Genomic DNA, 21,619 nt, shown 5'->3' with positions numbered 1-21,619 from the left:
TTTGCTTAAATTTTTTGGACACTCAAGGAATTTAGTTAAATTATTTTGTATACAATACTTGCTGCCACTAATCAGTATTGACTGTACTTTATTGGCATGTAGCTAAATAGAGATGCTTGCTTGTAACTGACTCTCTAGATTTGCACGTAACCACAAATCTGCTATTGACCAAACCCAAAAATTATTTTGGACATCTGCAAAATCTGCTTGTTTATGAGTAACGATTGCATCAAGTTGATTATGGCTAATACAGACTAACTCTACAGCAGATTCAAAATTATTCAGAGGTAGCGATCGCGCTTTGTAAAGGATAGTCTGATCAACAACACAAATTTGAATTTTTTCTTGTAAACAATCAACTACAGTGTCTGCAATTTTACTATTTTTTAAACGACTGGCATAAGCATAAATTTTTTCCCAGCCAACATCTGTTAAATACATCTGAATTGATGGGTGTACTATGTCTAATAGTTCTCTGACATCTTCTGCAAATTCATTACGATTCATCAAAGCTTCTAGGATGAAATCAGCATCTATTAAAATCCTGATCACTTTAACTCCCCTTATGGATTGATAAAATTAACTGGCGAAGTAGCCTATGTATTTAAGATGGATATCGGACATAATTCACTACAATCAGAAGCAACAATATTTCGGATAATATGCTAAATTACTGAAACTATGAGTTGAGAACCAGGAACGAAAAGTTTATATAATAATTTTTGTGAAAAATCATTGTTATGTCAGCACTTGAGGATAATTTATTGCTGGAAAACAACAAACTTGCTTTAGTAAGGAAGTGAATCATATCACTAAATAACTTAATCATTCCAAGAAGATATTTAGTGTTAATTGTGAAGTTATTTTATAGTGATAATTGAGACAATATAAACAATGTTTTGATTGTTTGTTTAATTTTTGGGCTTCAGCAGCAGGTAAAATAACTGTCCATTGCTGACTGTAACACCAGCGCGATCGCCTGCTAATTTACCAGTACCTAAAAAATAATCTACCCTACCAGCACCTCGAATAGCGCCTCCTGTATCTTGGTCAAGTACATAACGGCTGACAATTCGATGTTCCACACTGCTGTTACTTTTAGCAAAGGGAATAGAAGCTCGAATCAACGCTAAAGCACCAGGAGGCATTAGAGATTTATCTGTAGCGATCGAACGCTCTGCCGTCAGTGGTACATTGATTGAACCTTGTGCTGGCTCACCGTGGTTTTCTTGAAAAAACACAAAGCTAGGATCACGAGGGATATAAGTATTTAATTCTTGGGGATGCTTGTGAAAATAGTCGAGGATAATAGGCATAGTCATACCTTCTAGGGGTAATTTGCCATCATTCGCCAGTTCTCGACCAATACTTTTGTAATTATATGCGGTGTCACCAGCGTAGCCGATTGTGGTTTGGGTACCATCAGTCAATTGTAGTCGAGCAGAACCTTGTATTTGTGCTAAATATGGTTCTAGGCGATCGCGAAACCAAAACAACTCCAATCCTCGTAATTTACCTTTTGTACCTTGTAAACCGTCTGCTCCTTCTAAATCTAAACGTGTAGGATGAGGCCGATTCCAGGATTTTAAATCGGGAGGTAATCGATAAACAGGATAGCGGTATTCACTTGTGGGAACGCGACTAGCAAAATAAAGTGGTTCATAATAGGCGGTAAACAAAACCCCACCTTTTTTGTCTTTACCAATTGATTGGTAAAAAACAAATTCTTTTTCTATAGCTGCATGTAGTTCTGTGGCAGAATTAGTTTGTAGAACTAATTCGCGAAATCTTTTTAAACTATTAATGACGCGATCGCGTGTAATGTCAGCTACCTGATACTTTTGATAAGCCTTAGTAGCTTTCTCTGTTTGCAAATATTGCAGACTGCGATCAATAGCGGTCATTAAGCTTTTTTTATTGGGCTTTTCTTCATAAATAACCTCATCCAAACAAGATAGATCATCTTGGCAGCAAGTAACTGGTAATCTCTGGAGAAGTACTGGCGCTATTTGCTTTTGATTTAATTGATTTGGGATTGGAGTTTTCTCAGAAACTGGTACATTCCACTTATTCACACGACATTCTGGTGAACTAAGTGAGAGATGCCCTAAAGATTGTATACGTACTAAAAAAATTGAGAGAATTATAGGTAGACTAATACTGATAGCTGTAAGTTTTTTTCTCATAAAAAAAACTAGGCATTTTTATCTTTTGATAACTTCGTTAGGCTATTCATTCATATTACGGTAAGTAGCAACTGCGGATGGTGATATTCGGTTTAAATAACGGAATATCCAATATTTAAAAATAGTATCTAAAATCACTGGAAAAGTAGCAATAAATAAGAAGATAAAATCTCTATTGGCTGGTAAGCCCCAATGACGTGATACCCCTTCTAGTACTACTTCCCAACCGTGAGGAGAGTGAAATCCGACAAATATATCAGTAAACAAAATAATAATAAACGCCTTAGCGCTATCACTCAAACCATAAACAACATGATCAAAGAAATCTTTTACTACCGCTATAGAAGGCTTACTAGCAAGTAACAACCAAATGAAAGCACCAACAGAGAATATATCTGAAAAAACATTTTTAATTGCATTGGTACTTTCACCACGGAATTGTTTTGCAATTTCACTCGCTTTTTCTCTCATTTTAATTTCTATATCTTCAGAAGATAAAGATGGTGCATTGCTAATTAAATTTTCAAACTTAATTTTCTCTTCAAATCTTTGTAATTCGACTAGTGCTTCTTCTTCCATCTCTGCATTTAGGAAAACTTGCAGTGTTTCAGAGCTTCTGAAATTTTCAATAAGTGGCCCTACTAACAAAGCTTTAGATAGCTGATGAGTTAAAAGTGGTATTATAATTAGTAGTAAGAGAAATCTAATAGATATTATTGTTCTTTTTTGAGTTTGACGAAAATTTTGAACAACATCTTGCTCAGAATTAGGATCTAATTCAACTTGTAAGCGACTAATAGTACTTAAAATGGATCGAGGTAATATTCCTGTTGTGTCAGTTTTACCCCGCTTTTTTGAACTTTTGTCTGGATTTTGATTTGATAATTTCGATTGTGTTAGTGGAGCAACTGCTGGTTCAACTGACACAACTTGTGGTTTATCAATTACGGCTGGAGCAATAGTTTCATAATTAAAACGAGTGTATTTTGTTGTGATTTCATCAATGAATTTTAATTTCTCTAAAATTAAGGGAGGGCTGGGATATTCTATACCAGTTTTCTGAGCAGCCTTTTGATTAGATTCATTTGAGAACCAACGGCTAGCTCTAAACTCTGTCATTCGCATCCGGACAATTCTTAATTGTTTTTTCAACTCTGACTCAAAATAATCCATCACACTGTTGCTATAGATGGCTGAGTTGAAGTCTATTTTATTACCATTGAAATGCTCATCTTCTATTGCCTTAATTTGTAATGCAGCCTTGTAAGCTTCTTCCAGAGAACGCTCTGGGGTTCGTAAGTACCAGCGATAAGTAGATAGTAAGAAAGGATAAATTTTTTGACTAAAAACAGAATTTTTCATTGTCGGCAGTCATCCAGCATTTGGGGTAATTCTTAACCTTAAGTTAACGCACAAGGTATACTAACAAATCTACAAGGAGAAGATTTGTGGTTTCTTATTCTGTTTTGATTCTTGGCACTAGCCGCAGTGGTAAGACTACTCGCTTAGTAGAGCATTTTTGTAGCTGGTTACAAAATGAAAATCATGCTTTAGAATCATTTTATACTAAAAAACCTAGGGCAAGAGAAGGCAATCATCAGCCTAAGCCCTTGTATCTTCCGAAAGTAGAACCAGGAGTATTAGTTCTAGCTGCTAATGATGAAAATCGTCGGGAATTGGGAGATAAAATTGTTACAACCACTTTAGGAAAATATCCGGTTCGTGCAAAGACGACCTTAGGGTTTTTTCAAGATGAAGTTATTTTATTTTGGCCTTTATTGATTCAATTATTGAATCTAAAAGCACAATTTCCAGTGCGATTACGCCCAGAAACAGAGCAGGAATTAGCAACAAAACTCTGGCGTTCTCAATTAGACGAAGAAATTTTACGCCGTGCGGGAGTGAATGAGTACCGCTTAGTAAGGCGCATCTTAGACTTATTGCAATTAGCTGCTTACAGCAATACCCCTTGCGAAGATATTGCTCAGATTTTACAAAGAGGTTTACAGGAGAATGCTATAGATTTAGAGCCGGAATTTTTAGCATCTTTACTACTAAATTGGCGTAATTGGTGTTTAGAGAGAGGATTACTGACTTATGGGATTATTACCGAACTTTACAGTCAGTACTTGTTAAACGATCGCCATTATCAACACCACCTAACACAACGCTATCAGGCAATCCTAGCAGATGATATAGATGATTATCCGGCAGTAGCGCGTGAGTTGTTCGATTTGCTCTTAGATCAAGGGGCGGTAGGAGCGTTTAGCTACAATCTAGATGGTGCAGTGCGCCTGGGATTGGGAGCAGATCCTAAATACCTACAAGGGTTAGCAAATTGTTGTCAGGTAGAAAGCTTAGCTGAGCCACCAATGGAATCCTTAGCACCTAGACTTGCTACACCAATGGTGGAAATAGTCACAGAACCAATGTTGATGTTGAGTTTACCAGAGACAGAAACAGTACAGTCAATACAAACTACCTCCCGCGCTCAACTATTGCGTCAAACAGCAGAAGTAATTGCTCATGCGATCAAATCAGGGCAAGTAGAAGCAGACCAAGTGGCGATTATTGCTCCAGGTTTGGATGCGATCGCTCGTTATACTTTAGTAGAAATCCTCGTTAAGCAAAACATCCTTGTAGAATCACTCAATGACCAACGTCCCTTAATTAGTTCACCTGTGATTCGGGCATTGCTGACTATACTGGCACTAGTCTATCCCGGTTTGGGACGCTTAGTAGACCGAGATGCTGTGGCAGAAATGCTTGTGGTATTGAGTAGAAAGCAACAAACACCAGACATCTCCTCAGAACCCAGCAATCAGCATACCTTACCCAATACTGACATTGACCCAGTACGGGCGGGATTAATTGCCGATTACTGCTTTGTACCTCATCCCGATCATCCCAACTTGCTACCAGTAACAGCATTTGAGCGCTGGGATAGAATTGGCTATGCGGCCAGTAACGCATATACTGAGATATTAGAGTGGTTAGAAAAACAGCGATCGCAACAAGAACTGCGTCTGATTCCTAGTCCTATTTCTCTTCTAGATAGGGCAATTCAGCGCTTTTTATGGAATGGTAGTAATCTTCCCTACGACCAATTAGCAGCACTACGGGAATTGCTGGAAACAGCCCAACACTATTGGGAAATTGACACCAGACTCAGACAAACATCTCCCAAACAAGTAGGAACAGAAATCAACACTACTATTGCCGAATTTATTCAACTACTGCGACGTGGTACTATCACCGCTAATCCATACCCCCTGCGTCCCATTGGCCCAGCTAAAAAGACTGTCACCTTAGCAACTATCTTTCAATATCGTTCTAATAGAAGATTTCATCGCTGGCATTTTTGGCTGGATGCTGGTTCACCTCTGTGGGCAAAAGGTGGTGCGGCTACTTTATTCGGTGCGCCATTCTTCCTCCAAGATAGGTTAGGCGAACCTTGGACAGCAGAAGATGAAAAATTAGCCGAGGAAGAAAGATTGCGAAGAATTCTTGTAGATTTACTTTCTCGTGTATCAGAGAAAGTTTATTTGTGTCACAGCGATTTAGCTGTCAATGGGCAAGAACAACTAGGGCCACTATTACCTTTAGTACATGCTTGTGTACCATTTGCTAATCTAGATGCAATGTCTTTATAGACCAATACGCTTGTGAGTTCAAAACCGTAGATATCTTACTACAAGCGTTTTTGGTAGTTAATGCTGTTTAACTTCCTTGCACGGTCATGCTTTGTAGGCTGGGGAAAAAGCGGCGTTCACATTCGATCCTTTCAAATACGCTTCTGTCTAGTTCTTTTTTTATAGTTTTAGTCCAATCGTGTAACTAGTGAACGACTCAAAAAAGTTGATAAACCCTTGAGACAAATTCAGTACGGACGACTGGAGGCATTGCGAATAGCATTCTTTGAGCCATTCATGCTCGGTCTTCTAGATGGGAATTTGTTTCTTCATGGTCAAAGCAGAAATATCTTTACCAGTCTCTTTGTAGGTCTGGGACATTGTAACTAGAGATTGATTCCAGACCTAGCGAACACAACCAAAAGCTTGCGCCAAATGACTTTGTTGCTCCTGGCTGGGATAGATTCTGACTTTGACTGCCTTTAGCACAATTGATTAAAAAAAGATTGAAAATCGATATTTATTTAATTTTTTAACATTTTTTTGTAATGGTGTACGGAACAAATTTAAAGAATTTTATGAAAAAGAGAAGACAAGACTTGTTATTATGATTTCTCTAACAAATTTTATGTCAGAGATTGAATCATTAGGTGTTCCAAAGTTAAAGACTTATTAAGAAATAAAATTTCTTAACCTGCTCAAAAACTTTAAAAATAAGAATTGTGCCAAGGAGCAACTGCATAACTTCCTGCGCCCGATTAACTCCTTCAATTAAGCTAGTACAACTATAACTTGAAAATCAAATACAGTAAGGTTTCTACATTTAGATATTAAAATTCCAAATCATCTTGATTAATGTTTTTGGAGTGATTGAAGCCTCATTTGCTATTTATTCGAGTTGTGTAAGTGCTGTTATTGTCACAAAAGTATAAATTTCATGGGGGAAAATTTGATGCGATCGCCAACTCCAAAACAACGACGACAAGAGTTAATTCAAAAGTATGTTTTATCGCGCCGTACCATGATGGCGTTAATGACTGTAGCTTTTACTCCTAGTTTGGAAACTTTACTATTCGGTGAAAATAAACCCTCAAAACCTAAGCGACCTGATAATCCCAACGCTTGTACTCCCGGTTTAGAAACTTTACTTTCCGATGAAAATAAACCCTCAAAACTTAACCAACCCGATAATCCCATCATCCCAAGCTTACCTCAACAGGATACAAGAGCAGATCAACAAGAACGCCTTCTTCAATTGGGAAAAACTCGCGAAGAATATCAGGTGGGGTTGCGGCTACCAAATTCTGCTCGTGTGAATACTGTACCCCCTCAAGAAGCATTCTCTGAAGGATACAACAATAACCGAGCAATCTTATCAGAAAAAATAGCAGCCAATCAACAGGCATTTCTCCAGAATCCTAAACCTTTTCAAGGCTTCGATGACTACGCAGCACTGTTTCCCATTTTGCCGTTACCCGATATTGCTGAAACCTTCCGCAGCGACGATGTATTTGCGCGACAGAGGCTTTCTGGCTGCAATCCGATGGAACTGAAGAATGTTCTAGCACTTGATTACAATCTTCGCTACAAATTTGGGATAACAGATGAGATTTTTCAAGCCGTGCTGAGTAAGACAAGAGGTAGGAAACGCATTCATAATAAGACTCTCGATAGCGCTATTCGAGAAGGCGGTTTATTTGTCACCGACTATGCGGTACTCGATAGTGTTAAGTCGAAAGAAAAGCAATATCTGTGCGCTCCCATTGCACTCTATTATGCCGAAAGGATTCGCGGCGATTTTAAGTTAATCCCCATTGCTATCCAGTTGGGACAAGTGCCGGGGGAAAGTTTACTTTGCACGCCTTTAGATGGTGTAGATTGGACTTTAGCCAAATTAATTGCCCAGATGGCTGATTTCTACGTCAATCAGCTGTACCGTCACTTGGGACAGACTCATTTGGTAATAGAACCAATTGCCCTAGCAACAGTACGCGAACTAGCTGCTCGCCATCCTGTAAACGTACTCTTAAAGCCTCATTTGGAGTTCACAATAGCAATCAATAGCCTTGCTGATCAGCTGCTAATTAATCCGGGGGGAGCCGTAGATATTATCTTACCGGGCACCTTGGAAAGTTCGCTAAAACTTAGCGAAACAGGTGTATCTGAGTATTTCAAAAATTTCAACAACTTTGCACTTCCTACTAATTTACGTCAGCGAGGTGTTGATAATTCTTATATCTTGCAAGATTTTCCCTATCGAGACGATGGGTTACTCATCTGGAATGCCTTGGAAGACTATGTAAGTCGATATATCGAAATTTACTACAAATCCAACCGAGATATACGTGAGGATTTCGAGCTACAAAATTGGTTCCAAGCTTTACGAAAACCCGTTAGTGAAGGTGGTTTTGGTATAGTTTCATTACCAGCAAGCCTTACCAACCGCGACCAATTGATAGACATTTTGACAATCATTATTTTCACTGCTGGCCCCCAACACTCAGCCATTGCTTGGATTCAATATCAATATATGGCTTTTATTCCTAATATACCCGGAGCGCTTTATCAGCCTATTCCAACAACTAAAGGGAAATTCGCAGATGAAAATAGCCTTACTAGTTTCTTACCTGGAGTAGTACCAAGCCTTACCCAAGTCCAATTTATATCGTTAGTCGGTACCAAACGCGACCCTAAAACATTTACAGATTTCGGTACGAACAGTTTTCAAGATCCGCAAGCCATTCGGGTTCTTAGAGATTTGCAGAATCGCTTAGAATCAATAGAAAAACGGATTGAAATACTAAATAAACGTCGCAAAGAATGCTATCCTGCCTTCCTTCCCTCTCGGATGTCTAACAGTATCAGTGGATAAGAATTGTCACATTGTGGCTACCCGAAGTAAGAAACTAAGCTTTAACGTTTCTTACTTCGAGTCTTTTAGAAGCATTTTTAGCATCTGCTTGTGGCAGGCGATTACTTAATTTGGCGACTCATCTCATAAAATCACTTAGTATCTCAAAAAAGGCATACTCTTGTGTATGGAACGTGCCATTTCCGCACTCGGAATATTAATCTTCATCGCCATATCCTACGCCCTATCGGTGAAACGGGATGCAGTACGTTGGCGAACAGTCGCATGGGGCTTGGGATTGGAGTTTGTACTAGCGTTGGTTATTCTTAAAACTCCTTGGGGTTTAAATGTGTTTAAGTCTCTAGGAGATATTGTCAGCAATTTTTTGGCATTTTCTGATGTCGGTGCCAAATTTGTCTTTGGAGAGAACTTTAAGGAGCATTTATTCGCCTTCCAAGTACTGCCAACAATTATCTTTTTTTCCGCATTCATTAGTGTCTTATATTACTACGGCATTTTGCAACGAGTGGTGAATGTAGTGGCATGGGTAATGATCAAAACAATGAAAACATCGGGTTCTGAATCTTTATCCTGTGCAGGTAACATTTTTTTGGGGCCAACAGAGTCAGCGCTGATGGTCAAGCCTTATGTAGCAACCATGACGCAATCGGAACTTCATGCTGTGATGACTGGTGGTTTTTCCACAATTGCAGGTGGAGTTTTAGGAGCCTATCTTTCGTTTGGTATTCCAGCAGAACATCTAATTGCTGCTTTTTTTATGACTGCTCCTACCTCTTTAGTAGTGTCAAAACTGCTTTACCCAGAAACAGAAGTATCGGAAACTGTTGGTAAGGTCAAAATGGATGCCAAGACAAATTACATAAATGCAATTGATGCTGCTACAGCCGGGGCAATTGACGGCGTGAAGCTAGCGGTTAACGTCGGGGTAATGATTATTGCCTTTTTGGGATTACTGGCTGCGATGAATGCACTGTTGGGATGGTTGGGAACTCGCGTTGGTTTACAACAACTGTCGTTGCAATGGATTTTGTCTTTTATTATGGCTCCCATAGCATTTTTAATGGGCGTACCTTGGGCTGATTGTAGGGAGATAGGAGCATTATTAGGTACAAAAACAATTCTCAATGAGTTTATTGCTTTTTTAGATTTGAAGCAGCTAATTGAAAGTGGCAAAATTTCCCAACGTGCAGTAATTATTGCCACTTATGCGCTATGTAATTTTGCAAATATAGGTTCAATCGGGATTACCATTGGTGGCATTACTGGAATGGCACCTAATCGTCAGCATGACTTAGCTCGCATGGGTGTCAGAGCAATGATTGGTGGATTGCTTGCGGGTTTTATTACGGCTTGTATTGCTGGAGTATTAATTTGACCTCTCATCTTTTCATACCGTTTCACTTTAAAGTTGATACATTTGGGCAAGCAAGGGGAGCAGAGATAACAAGGGAGGCAGGGAGAGAGTAAGAAAAGTATCAGTAAATCTAAGCCAATACCTTGATGCGTGTTGGGTTTCGCTGTTGCTCAACCCAACCTATACCTGAGATTTTTGTAGGGGTGTCAGTCTTTGTAAAACCTGCTTCAACACCATCGCTGTCCAATCGATATCAGCTATGGTGGTATCACGGCCCAATGTCATGCGAATCCCACCCAAAGCAGCTTTTTCGGAATAACCCATCGCTAAAAGTATAGGACTGGGGTTAAGTTTACCACTGCGACAAGCAGCGCCAGCACTAATGGCAATGCCAGCAAGGTTTAATTGCCTTACTAAGGTTTTACCACTGAGTTTTTCGCCATCAGCGTGTTCTAGGCAAAAACTAACATGGTGAGGTAAACGGTAGTAGCGATCGCCTGTAGGTATTAAACCAGGAACATCAGCTAATTGAGCAAACAAGCGATCGCGTAACTGAATTAACCTATATGTTTCCGTAGGTAATTCTGCTGCTGCTAGTTGAGCTGCTACACCAAACCCAGCGATCGCAGGTACTGCTTGAGTCCCAGAACGCAATCCCATTTCTTGCCCACCACCACAAATTAGAGGTACTAACTCTACACCAGGGCGCACATATAGCGCTCCTGCACCTTGCGGCCCATATAATTTATGACTAGAAATGCTGAGTAAGTCAACTGGTAATTTTTCTACGCTGATAGGCAAGCGTCCCACTGCTTGCACTGCATCGGTGTGGAATAAAACCCCGTGCGATTTAGCAATATTTCCCAGTTCTTCAATTGGTTGTACAGTTCCGACTTCACTTTGAGCGTAAATCACAGACACCAAGACAGTGTTACCTTGCAATGCAGCTGCTAAATCTTGGGGGTTAACTCTACCTTTAACATCCACCCCCAAACGTGTTACTTCCCAACCCCACATTTCTAGCAATCGTGCTGTTTCGGAAATTGCTGAATGTTCAACATCAGAAATAATAATATGTTGAGGAGCAGTGTATGACCTGCTAATACCCATGATTGCTTGATTGTCTGCCTCAGTACCACCTGAAGTAAAGATCACAGATTCCGGCTTAGTAGCGTTAATTAATCCTGCAACTTGGACTCTTGCTTGTTCCACAATCGTTGCAGCCCGTTGCCCCCACTCATGTAGGCTGGAAGGATTCCCCCACTGTTGGGCGAAGACTGCTTGCATAGCTGCGATCGCCTCTGGACGAGTGGGAGTAGTAGCACTGTGATCTAGATATATTTGCATATCAATAATTATTGAGTGGGAATACACGCTGGCAATGGGCTACTTCTATTTTCAGCATCTGCAAGTCGATTAATTAATCCTGACAAAATGTGAATAGTTTTGTACCAATGGGTGGATTTTTTTACTGCTTGTAAAACTATTTATCTACTTAATTTGGCGTACTCCTTTTTGGGAATGATAAATGTGTTCACTGCCAATTCACTTTTAGTAGATTATCGTGCAACTTTTTTTTAAGCGAAGAGATGTTCTAATCTGTTTTTTGGTATTTGCGATCGCGGCTTGTCAACGAGTCCAGTCTTACAATAAGCGTCTCGCACCACTACCGCAAGATCCGTTCGTTAAAGTTTACTTTAATCATTCTGAATCTTCAGAATACAAAGAGTCTTACCGTCAGCAAACCCGTCTTGGGGATGACTTAGAAAAACAAATTGTTGATGCCATTTCCCAAGCTAAATCTACAGTTGATGTTGCAGTCCAAGAGTTACGTTTACCCAAAGTTGCCCAAGCACTCGCAGACCGACAACAAGCAGGGATCAGGGTCAGAGTAATTTTAGAAAATACTTACAGCCGCCCTTGGAGTACCTGGACACCTGATGAAGTTAAGAAGCTAGCACCAAGGGAACAAGAACGCTACCGTGAATTTCAACAATTTGTAGATATTAATAAAGACAATCAACTCAGTCCAGAGGAAATCAAGCAAAGAGATGCATTGATAATTTTACAAAACGGCAAAATTCCTCAGATTGATGATCAAGCAGATGGATCAGCAGGTAGTAGCTTGATGCATCACAAATTTGTGATTGTAGATAATCGCATTGTAATTATAACTTCAGCTAATTTTACAATGAGTGATATTTTTGGTGATTTTACAAATTCTAGTAGTTTGGGAAATGCCAATAATTTATTGCAAATTGATAGCCCAGAATTAGCTTCCTTATTTACAGAAGAATTTAATATTATGTGGGGCGATGGCCCAGCAGGTAAATTAGATAGTAAATTTGGTATCAAAAAACCACTGCGATCGCCAATAAATATCACTTTAGGTCAAACCAAAATTACGGCACAGTTTTCACCTACTTCTTTGACTCAACCTTGGAGTAATAGCAGTAATGGTTTAATTGGCAAAACTTTAGATTCAACCAAAAAATCTATAGATATGGCATTATTTGTCTTTTCTGAGCAACGTCTTGCCAATATCTTAGAAAATCGTCATCAACAAAGCGTATCAATCCGCGCTTTAATTGATCCACAATTTGCCTATCGTCCCTACAGTGAAGCTTTAGATATGATGGGAGTTGCTCTGAGTAATAAATGTAAATATGAAGTTGATAATCATCCTTGGAAAAATCCAATTACTACTGTAGGTGTACCTACTTTATCTAAAGGTGATTTATTACATCACAAATATGCTGTGATTGATAACGAAAAAGTCATTACTGGTTCTCACAATTGGTCAGATGCTGCTAATAATGGTAACGATGAAACATTGGTAGTTGTTGAAAGTCCCACCGTTGCAGCTCATTATTTGCGTGAGTTTGCCCGTCTTTATACCAAAGCTAAACCTGGTTTAACGCTAGCAATACAACAAAAAATTCAAGCTCAAGAAAAACAGTGTGCCCAAATTCAAGTTTCTTCGTCAATTGACAATAAAATTATTAAAAAAATTAATATAAATACAGCAAACGAAGAAGAATTAGCAACTCTCCCTGGCGTAGGTAAAAAGTTAGCACAGCGAATAATTATTGCTCGTCAACAGCAAAATTTTTCGTCTTTACAAGATTTAGAAAAAGTTCGGGGGGTTAGTAGTAAAATGTTGGAAAAATGGGATAATTTAGTGACTTGGTAGCAGTCTTTTACTCCATACCCCGTTGTTTAAACAAGCCCATCAATTTAGGTTTACGACCGTGGGCTTCTATCAACTCATCCCGCATTTTATGCAACGCCACATTTTCAAGCAGCTTGAAGCGTCCTAGGTTTAGGGATACGTTCACCTTCTGCTTCCCAAGCTTCCAAGTACATTTCAATAACTTCTTCACCGTTATGAATTGCTTCTTCACGAGTTTTGCCGTGAGTGCAAGGCATCACAACTAAATTGGCAAACTCTGGAATTGTGACTAAAAAAAGCTGATCTTCATCAGACCATTGAATAATCATGCTATACCGATTCATGAATCCTCGTCCTCCTCGCTCAAATTCTCTATCTCAGTAAGCAACTTTTCTAGTTGTTTTTCTGGCGTTGCAGAATAGAAATATGGGCGTTGCTGAGTGGAAATATGAATTGACCTCACGCAGAGACGCAGAGTCGCAGAGAGTAAGAGTTGAGAAGAGTTGATTTTTGAATTTCATATCCTAATTAAGCAACGCCCTCAAGAAAGGGATTGTAGTTAATAGGCGATAAACCTAGTTTGTAGCGAAGTTTACGAAGCTTTTTGCAACTACACTAAGTACTTATGCCCTTTCGCTCTAATTCAGTGTTCGACTGCCTTTGTGACAACACTACTGCTTCATTAACTGAAAGCAACCCCATGCGCTCCATCATATCCTGCCGTTCCTTTCGAGCTAACCTGACCCACTCCTTAAAGGTGTCCTGCTCAGAATTGGTCTCAAACCAATTTCTTAACTTTTTGAGTCTCTTGCTGGAAGTCAAAGTCAACGGAACAAACATTTTTTCAAAGTACAAAATATACCATCGGATAAAAACTTCGCCAAACAGATCAGGCACTAGCTTGATAACAACTTGTTTATGCTCAACCGCAACCCAAAGTCGCTGATAAAAATTTATGGTATTCCAGATATGGGTGTACTGTTCTGGTTCTAAGGACGACGAGAACTGGTCGTAAGTTTCGTCAAGATATTTAGCAAAGATTTTATCAGCAGGTCTTCTAGATTCAAGCAAATCTCCAAAATAAAATTCTCGATGGAGATCGAAGGTAGTTTGCATCTTAGCGTGTCTGTCAGAAACGAACCAAGAAATGACTGCTCCAAGCAGCGTCCCTAGAAGACCAAACAATGCTTCCATCATACTTCCCTTATTTAAGGTTATTAAGTACTGCTGTGTTGACTAGCAAGTTATAAAAATTTGCCTAAGCAGTCGAACGATCGCCTGAGGTGCGGTTCCAACGAAGTGTTATTGTGATAGCACTTTGTAAAATTTTAGCAAAGAATGTCAATTTTTATACTTCTTTGACAGGAAAATAAAATATGCAACTGAAATACTGATTAACTGAGTTGACGTTAAATTTAGGACTGCTACGGATCAGTTAAAATTATTATTGATTCTCAGTTTGCTGACCCTGTAAATATGACCATGCACAATTCCGTTGAATTTCAAGACGCTTTTGATGTCATTGTCGTCGGTGCAGGTCACTCCGGTTGCGAAGCAGCTCTCGCATCTGCTCGTCTCGGCTGTCGTACTCTGCTATTGACCCTCAATTTGGATAAAATTGCTTGGCAACCCTGTAATCCAGCGGTGGGTGGCCCTGCTAAATCGCAGTTGACCCATGAGGTAGACGCACTCGGTGGGGAAATTGGCAAAATAGCAGACCGTACATACCTACAAAAGCGCATCCTCAACTCTTCACGGGGGCCTGCGGTTTGGGCATTACGCGCTCAAACTGATAAGCGCGAATATGCAGCGGTGATGAAGAATATTGTCGAGAACCAAGAAAATTTGATCATCCGCGAGGGAATGGCTACAGATTTGGTGCTGGGCGCTAATGATGAAGTTATTGGCGTTGCAACCTACTTTGGGGTAGCTTTCCAATGTCAAGCAGTCATCTTAACAACAGGCACTTTTTTGGGAGGAAAGATCTGGGTTGGGAATAAATCTATGCCAGCAGGACGGGCTGGGGAATTTGCAGCAGAAGGCTTAACGCAAACTCTGAATCGCTTGGGATTTGAAACCGGACGCTTAAAAACTGGTACTCCAGCGCGGGTAGATAAGCGATCAGTAGACTACAGTAAAATGACTATCCAGCCAGGTGACGAAGAAGTACGCTGGTTTAGTTTTGACCCCCAGGCGTGGGTAGAACGGGAACAAATACCTTGCTACATTACCCGCACCACTCCTGAAACCCATCGACTGATTCGAGAAAATTTACACCTGTCGCCGGTTTATGGCGGTTGGGTAGAAGCAAAAGGGCCTCGTTATTGCCCCAGTATTGAAGATAAGATTGTGCGCTTTGCTGATAAAGAAAGCCATCAACTTTTTATTGAACCAGAAGGGCGGGATATTCCAGAACTATATATCCAAGGTTTTTCTACAGGGTTGCCAGAAAATTTGCAATTGCAAATGTTGCGGAGCCTGCCAGGATTAGAACAATGTTTCATGTTGCGTCCGGCTTATGCTGTGGAATATGACTACATCCCAGCAACACAGTGTTATCCCACACTGATGACAAAAAAAATTGCGGGTTTATTTTGTGCAGGGCAAATTAACGGCACTACAGGTTATGAAGAAGCCGCAGCCCAAGGGATAGTGGCGGGAATCAACGCCGCGCGGTTGGTACGGGGTCAAGAAATGATTATTTTCCCCCGTGAGCAAAGTTACATTGGGACGCTGGTAGATGACCTATGTACCAAAGATTTGCGTGAACCTTACCGAATGCTTACGAGTCGATCTGAATATCGCTTATTATTACGTTCCGATAATGCTGACCAACGCTTAACACCCCTAGGGCGAGAAATTGGCTTGATTGACGATCGCCGCTGGGAGTTATTTACCCAAAAACAGCTAGAGATTGCCACCGAAAAAGAACGGCTATACACGACACGGGTCAAAGAACATGATGAAATTGGGAAAGCGATCGCTTCTGTTTCCCAACAAGCCATCAAAGGTTCCATTACCCTTGCTGACTTACTCCGCCGTCCGGGATTTCATTACGTTGACCTCGACAGTTACGGATTAGGGAATCCTAATCTCAAACAAGCCGAGAAAGAAGGCGCAGAAATTGACATCAAGTATTCTGGCTATCTCGCTAGACAACAAAATCAGATTGAACAAATTGCCCGTCAAGCGCAACGCCAGTTACCTGCGGATTTAGATTACACAACAATTGATACCCTTTCTAAAGAAGCACGAGAAAAGCTGAACAAAGTAAAACCGCTTACCATCGGTCAAGCAGCACGTATTGGTGGGGTGAATCCCGCTGATATTAATGCTTTATTAATATATTTAGAATTGCGTAAAACCCATTCCCAGTCAGCATTTACAGCTTTAGCTTAACTTCAACTTGATGAAGGGTGAGTATAGTAGAGAAGAAGAGATTAGTATGATAGATGACACGAATTAAGTACTGGCATCATCAGCAGTCTCCGAATTTAAGTTGAACTTAATACTACCAAGCAATAAAAACTCTACCCACAAGGGGATAGAGTTTTGTCAGTGGTCAGTAGTCAGTAGTAAAGCGAAAAGTTAGACCAGTCTCGTGGGCAGCTCTGCCGACTTGAGATAACTGGCACTATGCGTTTGGGTTTCCCGGCGCTCAACTTTTCAAGAAGATGTTTTTAAGACTGCTTACTCTTGGGTTAAGGTATAAAACCAAATCAAAAACAACACTTCGACAAGCGGCAGTTGAGCGCACTTGTACTGAGCGAAGTCGAAGTAGTCGAAACTCAGCGCATCGCTGACAACTGACAACTGACAACTGACCCGCGTAGCGTAAATAAAATCCTAATTCCCAGGCAGTAGGGGCGGTGTGCCCTATACTGGCAGCCACAAACTAAAATGCCTATGTTACAAGCAGCCAGCACCCATCTTATTATTCCAGAACCATCAGAAGACTTGCTCACCAATGAGCCTTGGTCGATAGAACTCTATGCTGATGGCTTGATGGACGAACTCTTTGCCGATATTGACGAAATTTTGGATGCTAGTGTGAGCCTGCCTTCTCAAACTGCGAGGCATGGTAATCGCACACCACGTCGTTCCCCAGAAGAAACTACCGCCCGTGAGTGGTTCTACAAGCCAGGGAACTATTCCAGACCAATAACTACAGAATATGAGTCTGTACAGACAGTTAATGTACCGCAGATCGTTTTACCTAGTACACTTACTCAAGTTAGGAACAAGCAAGCTCAAGGTCAGGTTGTAGTTGACAATCCTGGCGCAAGAGCAATTAGTACTAGACGTGAGCAAACCAGACGCGCGCTAAGAAAACTGTTGGTTTTGGGCACAACTATAGGCGTTGCGATCGCAGGTACAATTTACTTATTTCAGTCTGGAATACTACTGCTTCTCACTTCCAAATTGACACAGCCACAGACTCTTTATGTGCCCCAAATGCAACTACCTACAAAAGTAGACGTTGAGGCAGAGTTGGTTGACTATATGCTAGGAGCGCTAGCAATTATCGATAAGCAGAATGCCACAAATAATCAACAATCTGTTCGTCCAGGACTCACTAATCGATTAGCCTCTAACTCTAACGCCATTGCTTTTGCTGGTAATCAGCCTGTGGGAAATCTACCGCCTCCTTTGGCTGCTAATAATACGCCACTGACTCCTAACCGTTCTGGCAACGTTGTTGAGCGTATTTACATTCCTATTTATCAAGCGCCATCGCCTATGCGCTACGCGCCCCCGGCTATTCCTGGCACTCCCACACTTTTACCACCAGTAGCAACTAATTCCAAAACATCTCAACCTGATGTTGTAAAAACTGCCTTGAATACAGTCAAGCAAGCAGCTAAACCCGTGGGTGTTAACATGCTAGCTGCTGTACGTGGAGAACTCAAACCTTTATCTGTACGAACCGCACCCATCACTGTAAAGCAGCCGCCTAATCCTCTACCTGCATTACCAGTTGTTCCATTGCGTGTAGCATCACCAACACTACCTACCACCACTGCACCAACTCAGTCAGTTACCCAACAGCAAGCATATTTACCCACCACTACCGCAGCGGTTCCTACCCACACCCTAGAAGGATTACTAGAGTTAGGCAACAAATCTGCTGCTTTATTTCAGGTTGACGGTGTGACTCGTCGCATCAACATTGGAGAAGGTATTGGTTCGAGTGGTTGGACACTAGTTGATGTCAGCAACGGTGAAGCTATAGTTCGCCGTAATGGTGAAGTGCGATCAATTTATGCCGGACAAAAGTTGTAGAATTTGCGATAAATTACCGTGGTTAATTTTTGCTGTACAAGCTGTATGACATATTATTGTCCCTTTTATTGTAGATTAATGGGTAACTCAAAAAATAGGGCAATGAAATAAGCATCAGCTAATAAAGAATAATATGCTTTTAGGCAAATAAAGCAATAGTGATATTTAACAAGTCTATGTTTTTATAGATGTAGATTGTGAATATCCATATCCTGATTGGGATTTTTCATAATCTGGTCATTTTAACTGAAAAAGTTAATGAGCATTGTTTGCTGAGCAAGGTGTCTTCCTAACATCTCTACGCAAGTCTTAAAAAATTCCATGCTTTGAGAAGCATGAGAAACTAACTATTGACGTATTCATTCGGCTATGATTAGCAAAATTTAAACTACAAACATTTATGGATAATGATCTATTGGCTTTTTTTGCAGGTGTTGGTTTACTTATCATCTATCTTATTTTTTCTGCATTAACTGAAATGGGTACAAAACTTCCCTGGAAAAAATGAATCTAGGGAAGTTTATTAATTGAAAAAATGAAAACTTCTCTGAACTAGCATTTTTTCTTGAGTAGTATTTTGCGTATTTTGATAATACAAAATCTCTAATATACGGAGGTAAAGAGAAAGTGTCTATAAATGGAACTAACTATGCGGTTTTAATAGGAATCAATACTTATAAAGATGTACAACATTTACCAACTCTTGAGTATGCTGAAAAAGATTGTCAAGACTGCTATGACATCTTAACAAATACAGAAACTGGCATATTTTTGCCCGATAATACAACTTTATTACTGGGAAAAAATGCAATTACAGATAATATCAGAGAAGTACTGTTTCAAGAGATTGTACAGAAACCAACTATTAATGATACTGTTTTAGTTTATTTTTCCGGACATGGCTTCATGCTTGGAGAAAAAAACCGAAAGGCTTATTTAGGTACTCATGATGTAGATATTAATTTTCTAATTACAAGAAATAGAAGAGCAGGCTTAAGAATGGATGAACTTTATGAAGATATTTTCTTAGCCTCCCATGCAAAATATGTTCTATTTATACTAGATAGCTGCCATAGTGGAGCTTTTGTTCCTTCAGTTACTAAAGGAGCAACTACAGAAATAAGCAGAATTCCAACTGATGAGAAGTTAGTCGAAAAAGGATTTTTTTCTGGAGAAAATGGTCGAGTTGCCATAGTTTCATGTCCTCCTGATCTTCCATCTTATGAAAGCAAAGAATTTCAAAATAGTGTTTTTACTTACTATTTTATTCAGGGATTAAAAGGAGGAGCAATTGAACAAGATACAGGCGAGGTAACTGTTGATAGCTTATTAACTTATGTACGTAATCATGCACCATCTAAACAATTGCCAGGACGATATGGACAGGACTACGGTATAATTATTCTCACTAAATCTAGTCCTAATTGGAAACAGCAGATTACTAAAAATTCTACAACTTTAAGTATTTCCAAAGTCCAAGTTAATGAACAACAATCTTTGGAAATTGTTCCTTTAAAAAATCCATTTGAATCTTGCAAAAATTTTATCGATAAATTAATAGCATTTCTCACAAATGAACTTCCAATTTCTAGTATAGAAAATCGAGTTTTAGAGGCGGTTCGTCTTACATCTGATGGTGATTTGGTAGTTGTTCTTCGCCAAGCAGAAGATGGCTGGGTAATTCGGGCGCAAAGCAATTTCCAAGCCGAAAAATTAAGCCAAAATACTTATATTGAGACTGTTGTTTCGCAAATATTACCAATTATTTCTTCTGATAAAAATATTTTTAGTCGAGATTATCACGGTTCATCTCTTTTGTATGCAGAAGGAGAAATAAATAAAGTACTGATGTTTGTACCTTTGCCATCCAAATCTACTAAGGATTTAATGGTTGTTTGTGGTTTACCTCAAAACTCATATCTTTTGGGAGAAGTATACGGACGAATTCTTGGCTCTCTATATGCTGCAACTCGTGAGTTGACCTCCATACAACCTTCTTTGCTAGAGGCTGCTATTTTGGATGATCTTAAACGATCTTACGGTTTTCTTTCCCTGGAAATTTATAACCGTAGGTTTCAGCTATTTTGCCATCGTCTCAACCAAATGACAGTTCATTTTCAACCAATTTTATATCTCAGTCCAAAACGTCCATATATTTATAGTTGGGAAGCTCTAGCCCGTGAGCCGAATAATGGTTTAGCTCCTATCGATCTATTTAACGCCGCAGAGCTTTGGGGATTGCAATTCATGATTGAGCTTGATATATATTTCATGAAAAATGCGATATTTGATTATCATGCTGCCTGTATGCGTAGCCCCGGACGACGAAGAGCTGAAGATATACAAGAATTATCAATCAATGTATATCCACAGTCATTAATGCATGAAGCGTACTTTGAAGCAATAAAACAAATTTTAGCTGATGAAGAACTTATCCAAGCTGAAAAATTAATACTAGAAATTTCTGAAAAGTCTCCATTACCAGATACTTTAGACGTATTTAGAAAAAAGATTAGAGATTATGTACGTTATTTGAAGATTGGGTTTGCTATTGATGATTTTGGTGTTGGTCATGCTTCGGTTAATCGTTTAGCAGGATTGAACCCTGCTCATGTTAAAATTGACCGCGAGATTCTTTACCAAGCGACTATTCAACCTGGTGCTATTGATATCACATGTCGCTTTGTGCTTGATCTTGCTAGTGAAGGGCGTTCTCATGCGCCCAAAGTAGTGATTGAAGGATTTGATAGTACAAGTCCAGTGACGTTAGGGAAATTGTATAAGCTGGGAATTCGATATGTTCAAGGGCACATTATAGGAAAAGCGGGGGCTGAAATGATTCGTCTTGATCCGCAACAACGTGATTATCTTAAAAATCTTATTAGTAATACCGATTGAACCTTTGATAAGTTCGTATTCAAACTTTAGTCCTGAGCGTGAGCGCTTCAGCATTCACTACAAACATTCTCTAACTCTTGAAGTCTGATATATCCACGAGTCTCAATTATATTTAAATAGTTTTTATTTATATAAAATTCTCATTTTGTGAGGATGAGCAATAAATTAAATAATCAAAACTTATTAATTTTTACCTCTTTTTCGTAAATTGCTTCGCAAGCG

General features: G+C 39.7%; 14 protein-coding genes. 7 read left to right on the top strand and 7 right to left on the bottom strand.

The window, feature by feature from the left end; translation table 11 throughout:
- Window positions 1–102: 102 nt before the first annotated feature.
- The 3 genes from I8751_RS09775 to I8751_RS09765 form a co-directional block, all read right to left on the bottom strand.
- Window positions 103–552 (bottom strand): PIN domain-containing protein, encoded by a 450-nt coding sequence (locus tag I8751_RS09775; RefSeq protein WP_214438971.1) that lies wholly within the window; start codon window positions 550–552, stop codon window positions 103–105.
- Window positions 553–911: 359 nt separating this feature from the next.
- Window positions 912–2,186 carry a murein transglycosylase A gene (mltA, locus tag I8751_RS09770; protein WP_214438970.1) on the bottom strand — a complete coding sequence of 425 codons (1,275 nt, stop codon included), beginning with the start codon at window positions 2,184–2,186 and terminating at the stop codon, window positions 912–914.
- A 42-nt stretch (window positions 2,187–2,228) separates the two neighbouring features.
- Entirely contained in the window at window positions 2,229–3,557 is a 1,329-nt protein-coding gene (locus I8751_RS09765) for a proton extrusion protein PcxA (RefSeq protein ID WP_214439010.1), read from the bottom strand.
- Between the two features lie 77 nt (window positions 3,558–3,634).
- On the opposite strand from I8751_RS09765, the gene I8751_RS09760 reads away from it, so the two are divergent.
- Window positions 3,635–5,839, top strand: coding sequence for a recombinase family protein (locus I8751_RS09760; RefSeq protein WP_214438969.1), 2,205 nt, complete (start codon window positions 3,635–3,637; stop codon window positions 5,837–5,839).
- Window positions 5,840–6,223: 384 nt separating this feature from the next.
- On the opposite strand, the gene I8751_RS30380 is transcribed toward I8751_RS09760, so the two are convergent.
- Window positions 6,224–6,307, bottom strand: a complete 84-nt coding sequence (locus I8751_RS30380) for a helix-turn-helix domain-containing protein (RefSeq protein ID WP_404800427.1) — start codon at window positions 6,305–6,307, stop codon at window positions 6,224–6,226.
- A gap of 448 nt (window positions 6,308–6,755) precedes the next feature.
- On the opposite strand from I8751_RS30380, the gene I8751_RS09750 reads away from it, so the two are divergent.
- Both I8751_RS09750 and I8751_RS09745 read left to right on the top strand, forming a co-directional pair.
- On the top strand, window positions 6,756–8,690 hold the full coding sequence (locus I8751_RS09750) for a lipoxygenase family protein (RefSeq protein WP_214438968.1): 1,935 nt from the start codon (window positions 6,756–6,758) through the stop codon (window positions 8,688–8,690).
- 166 nt (window positions 8,691–8,856) lie between these two features.
- A complete protein-coding gene (locus tag I8751_RS09745) occupies window positions 8,857–10,065 on the top strand; it encodes a NupC/NupG family nucleoside CNT transporter (protein ID WP_214438967.1) in 1,209 nt (402 codons plus the stop codon).
- Window positions 10,066–10,224: 159 nt separating this feature from the next.
- Here the strand turns inward: I8751_RS09745 and I8751_RS09740 are convergent, their stop codons facing one another.
- On the bottom strand, window positions 10,225–11,391 hold the full coding sequence (locus I8751_RS09740; RefSeq protein ID WP_214438966.1) for a cysteine desulfurase family protein: 1,167 nt from the start codon (window positions 11,389–11,391) through the stop codon (window positions 10,225–10,227).
- A gap of 217 nt (window positions 11,392–11,608) precedes the next feature.
- On the opposite strand from I8751_RS09740, the gene I8751_RS09735 reads away from it, so the two are divergent.
- Window positions 11,609–13,237 carry a phospholipase D-like domain-containing protein gene (locus I8751_RS09735; protein WP_214438965.1) on the top strand — a complete coding sequence of 543 codons (1,629 nt, stop codon included), beginning with the start codon at window positions 11,609–11,611 and terminating at the stop codon, window positions 13,235–13,237.
- Between the two features lie 104 nt (window positions 13,238–13,341).
- Here the strand turns inward: I8751_RS09735 and I8751_RS09730 are convergent, their stop codons facing one another.
- A complete protein-coding gene (locus I8751_RS09730; protein ID WP_214438964.1) occupies window positions 13,342–13,560 on the bottom strand; it encodes a type II toxin-antitoxin system HicB family antitoxin in 219 nt (72 codons plus the stop codon).
- Between the two features lie 271 nt (window positions 13,561–13,831).
- Window positions 13,832–14,413, bottom strand: coding sequence for a hypothetical protein (locus I8751_RS09725; protein WP_214438963.1), 582 nt, complete (start codon window positions 14,411–14,413; stop codon window positions 13,832–13,834).
- A 279-nt stretch (window positions 14,414–14,692) separates the two neighbouring features.
- Between I8751_RS09725 and mnmG the strand changes: the two genes are divergently transcribed.
- From mnmG to I8751_RS30240, 3 genes are all read left to right on the top strand, one after another.
- On the top strand, window positions 14,693–16,615 hold the full coding sequence (gene mnmG / locus I8751_RS09720) for a tRNA uridine-5-carboxymethylaminomethyl(34) synthesis enzyme MnmG (RefSeq protein WP_214438962.1): 1,923 nt from the start codon (window positions 14,693–14,695) through the stop codon (window positions 16,613–16,615).
- 507 nt (window positions 16,616–17,122) lie between these two features.
- Window positions 17,123–18,499 (top strand): hypothetical protein, encoded by a 1,377-nt coding sequence (locus I8751_RS09715; protein ID WP_214439008.1) that lies wholly within the window; start codon window positions 17,123–17,125, stop codon window positions 18,497–18,499.
- 627 nt (window positions 18,500–19,126) lie between these two features.
- Entirely contained in the window at window positions 19,127–21,397 is a 2,271-nt protein-coding gene (locus I8751_RS30240) for an EAL domain-containing protein (RefSeq protein WP_214438961.1), read from the top strand.
- Window positions 21,398–21,619 lie beyond the last annotated feature (222 nt).

The sequence above is a fragment of the Atlanticothrix silvestris CENA357 genome (assembly GCF_016056295.1).
GTDB classification, from domain to species: domain Bacteria; phylum Cyanobacteriota; class Cyanobacteriia; order Cyanobacteriales; family Nostocaceae; genus Atlanticothrix; species Atlanticothrix silvestris.
The sequence above is the reverse complement of the archived record's forward strand: the minus strand, read 5'-3'. Positions and strand labels throughout refer to the sequence as shown.

Coding starts and splice junctions, on each gene's coding strand:
- I8751_RS09730 (WP_214438964.1), bottom strand. CDS start 13,560: ATGAATCGGTATAGCATGATTATTCAATGGTCTGATGAAGATCAGCTT.
- I8751_RS09725 (WP_214438963.1), bottom strand. CDS start 14,413: ATGATGGAAGCATTGTTTGGTCTTCTAGGGACGCTGCTTGGAGCAGTC.
- mltA (WP_214438970.1), bottom strand. CDS start 2,186: ATGAGAAAAAAACTTACAGCTATCAGTATTAGTCTACCTATAATTCTC.
- mnmG (WP_214438962.1), top strand. CDS start 14,693: ATGACCATGCACAATTCCGTTGAATTTCAAGACGCTTTTGATGTCATT.
- I8751_RS09750 (WP_214438968.1), top strand. CDS start 6,756: ATGGGGGAAAATTTGATGCGATCGCCAACTCCAAAACAACGACGACAA.
- I8751_RS09715 (WP_214439008.1), top strand. CDS start 17,123: ATGTTACAAGCAGCCAGCACCCATCTTATTATTCCAGAACCATCAGAA.
- I8751_RS09740 (WP_214438966.1), bottom strand. CDS start 11,391: ATGCAAATATATCTAGATCACAGTGCTACTACTCCCACTCGTCCAGAG.
- I8751_RS09745 (WP_214438967.1), top strand. CDS start 8,857: ATGGAACGTGCCATTTCCGCACTCGGAATATTAATCTTCATCGCCATA.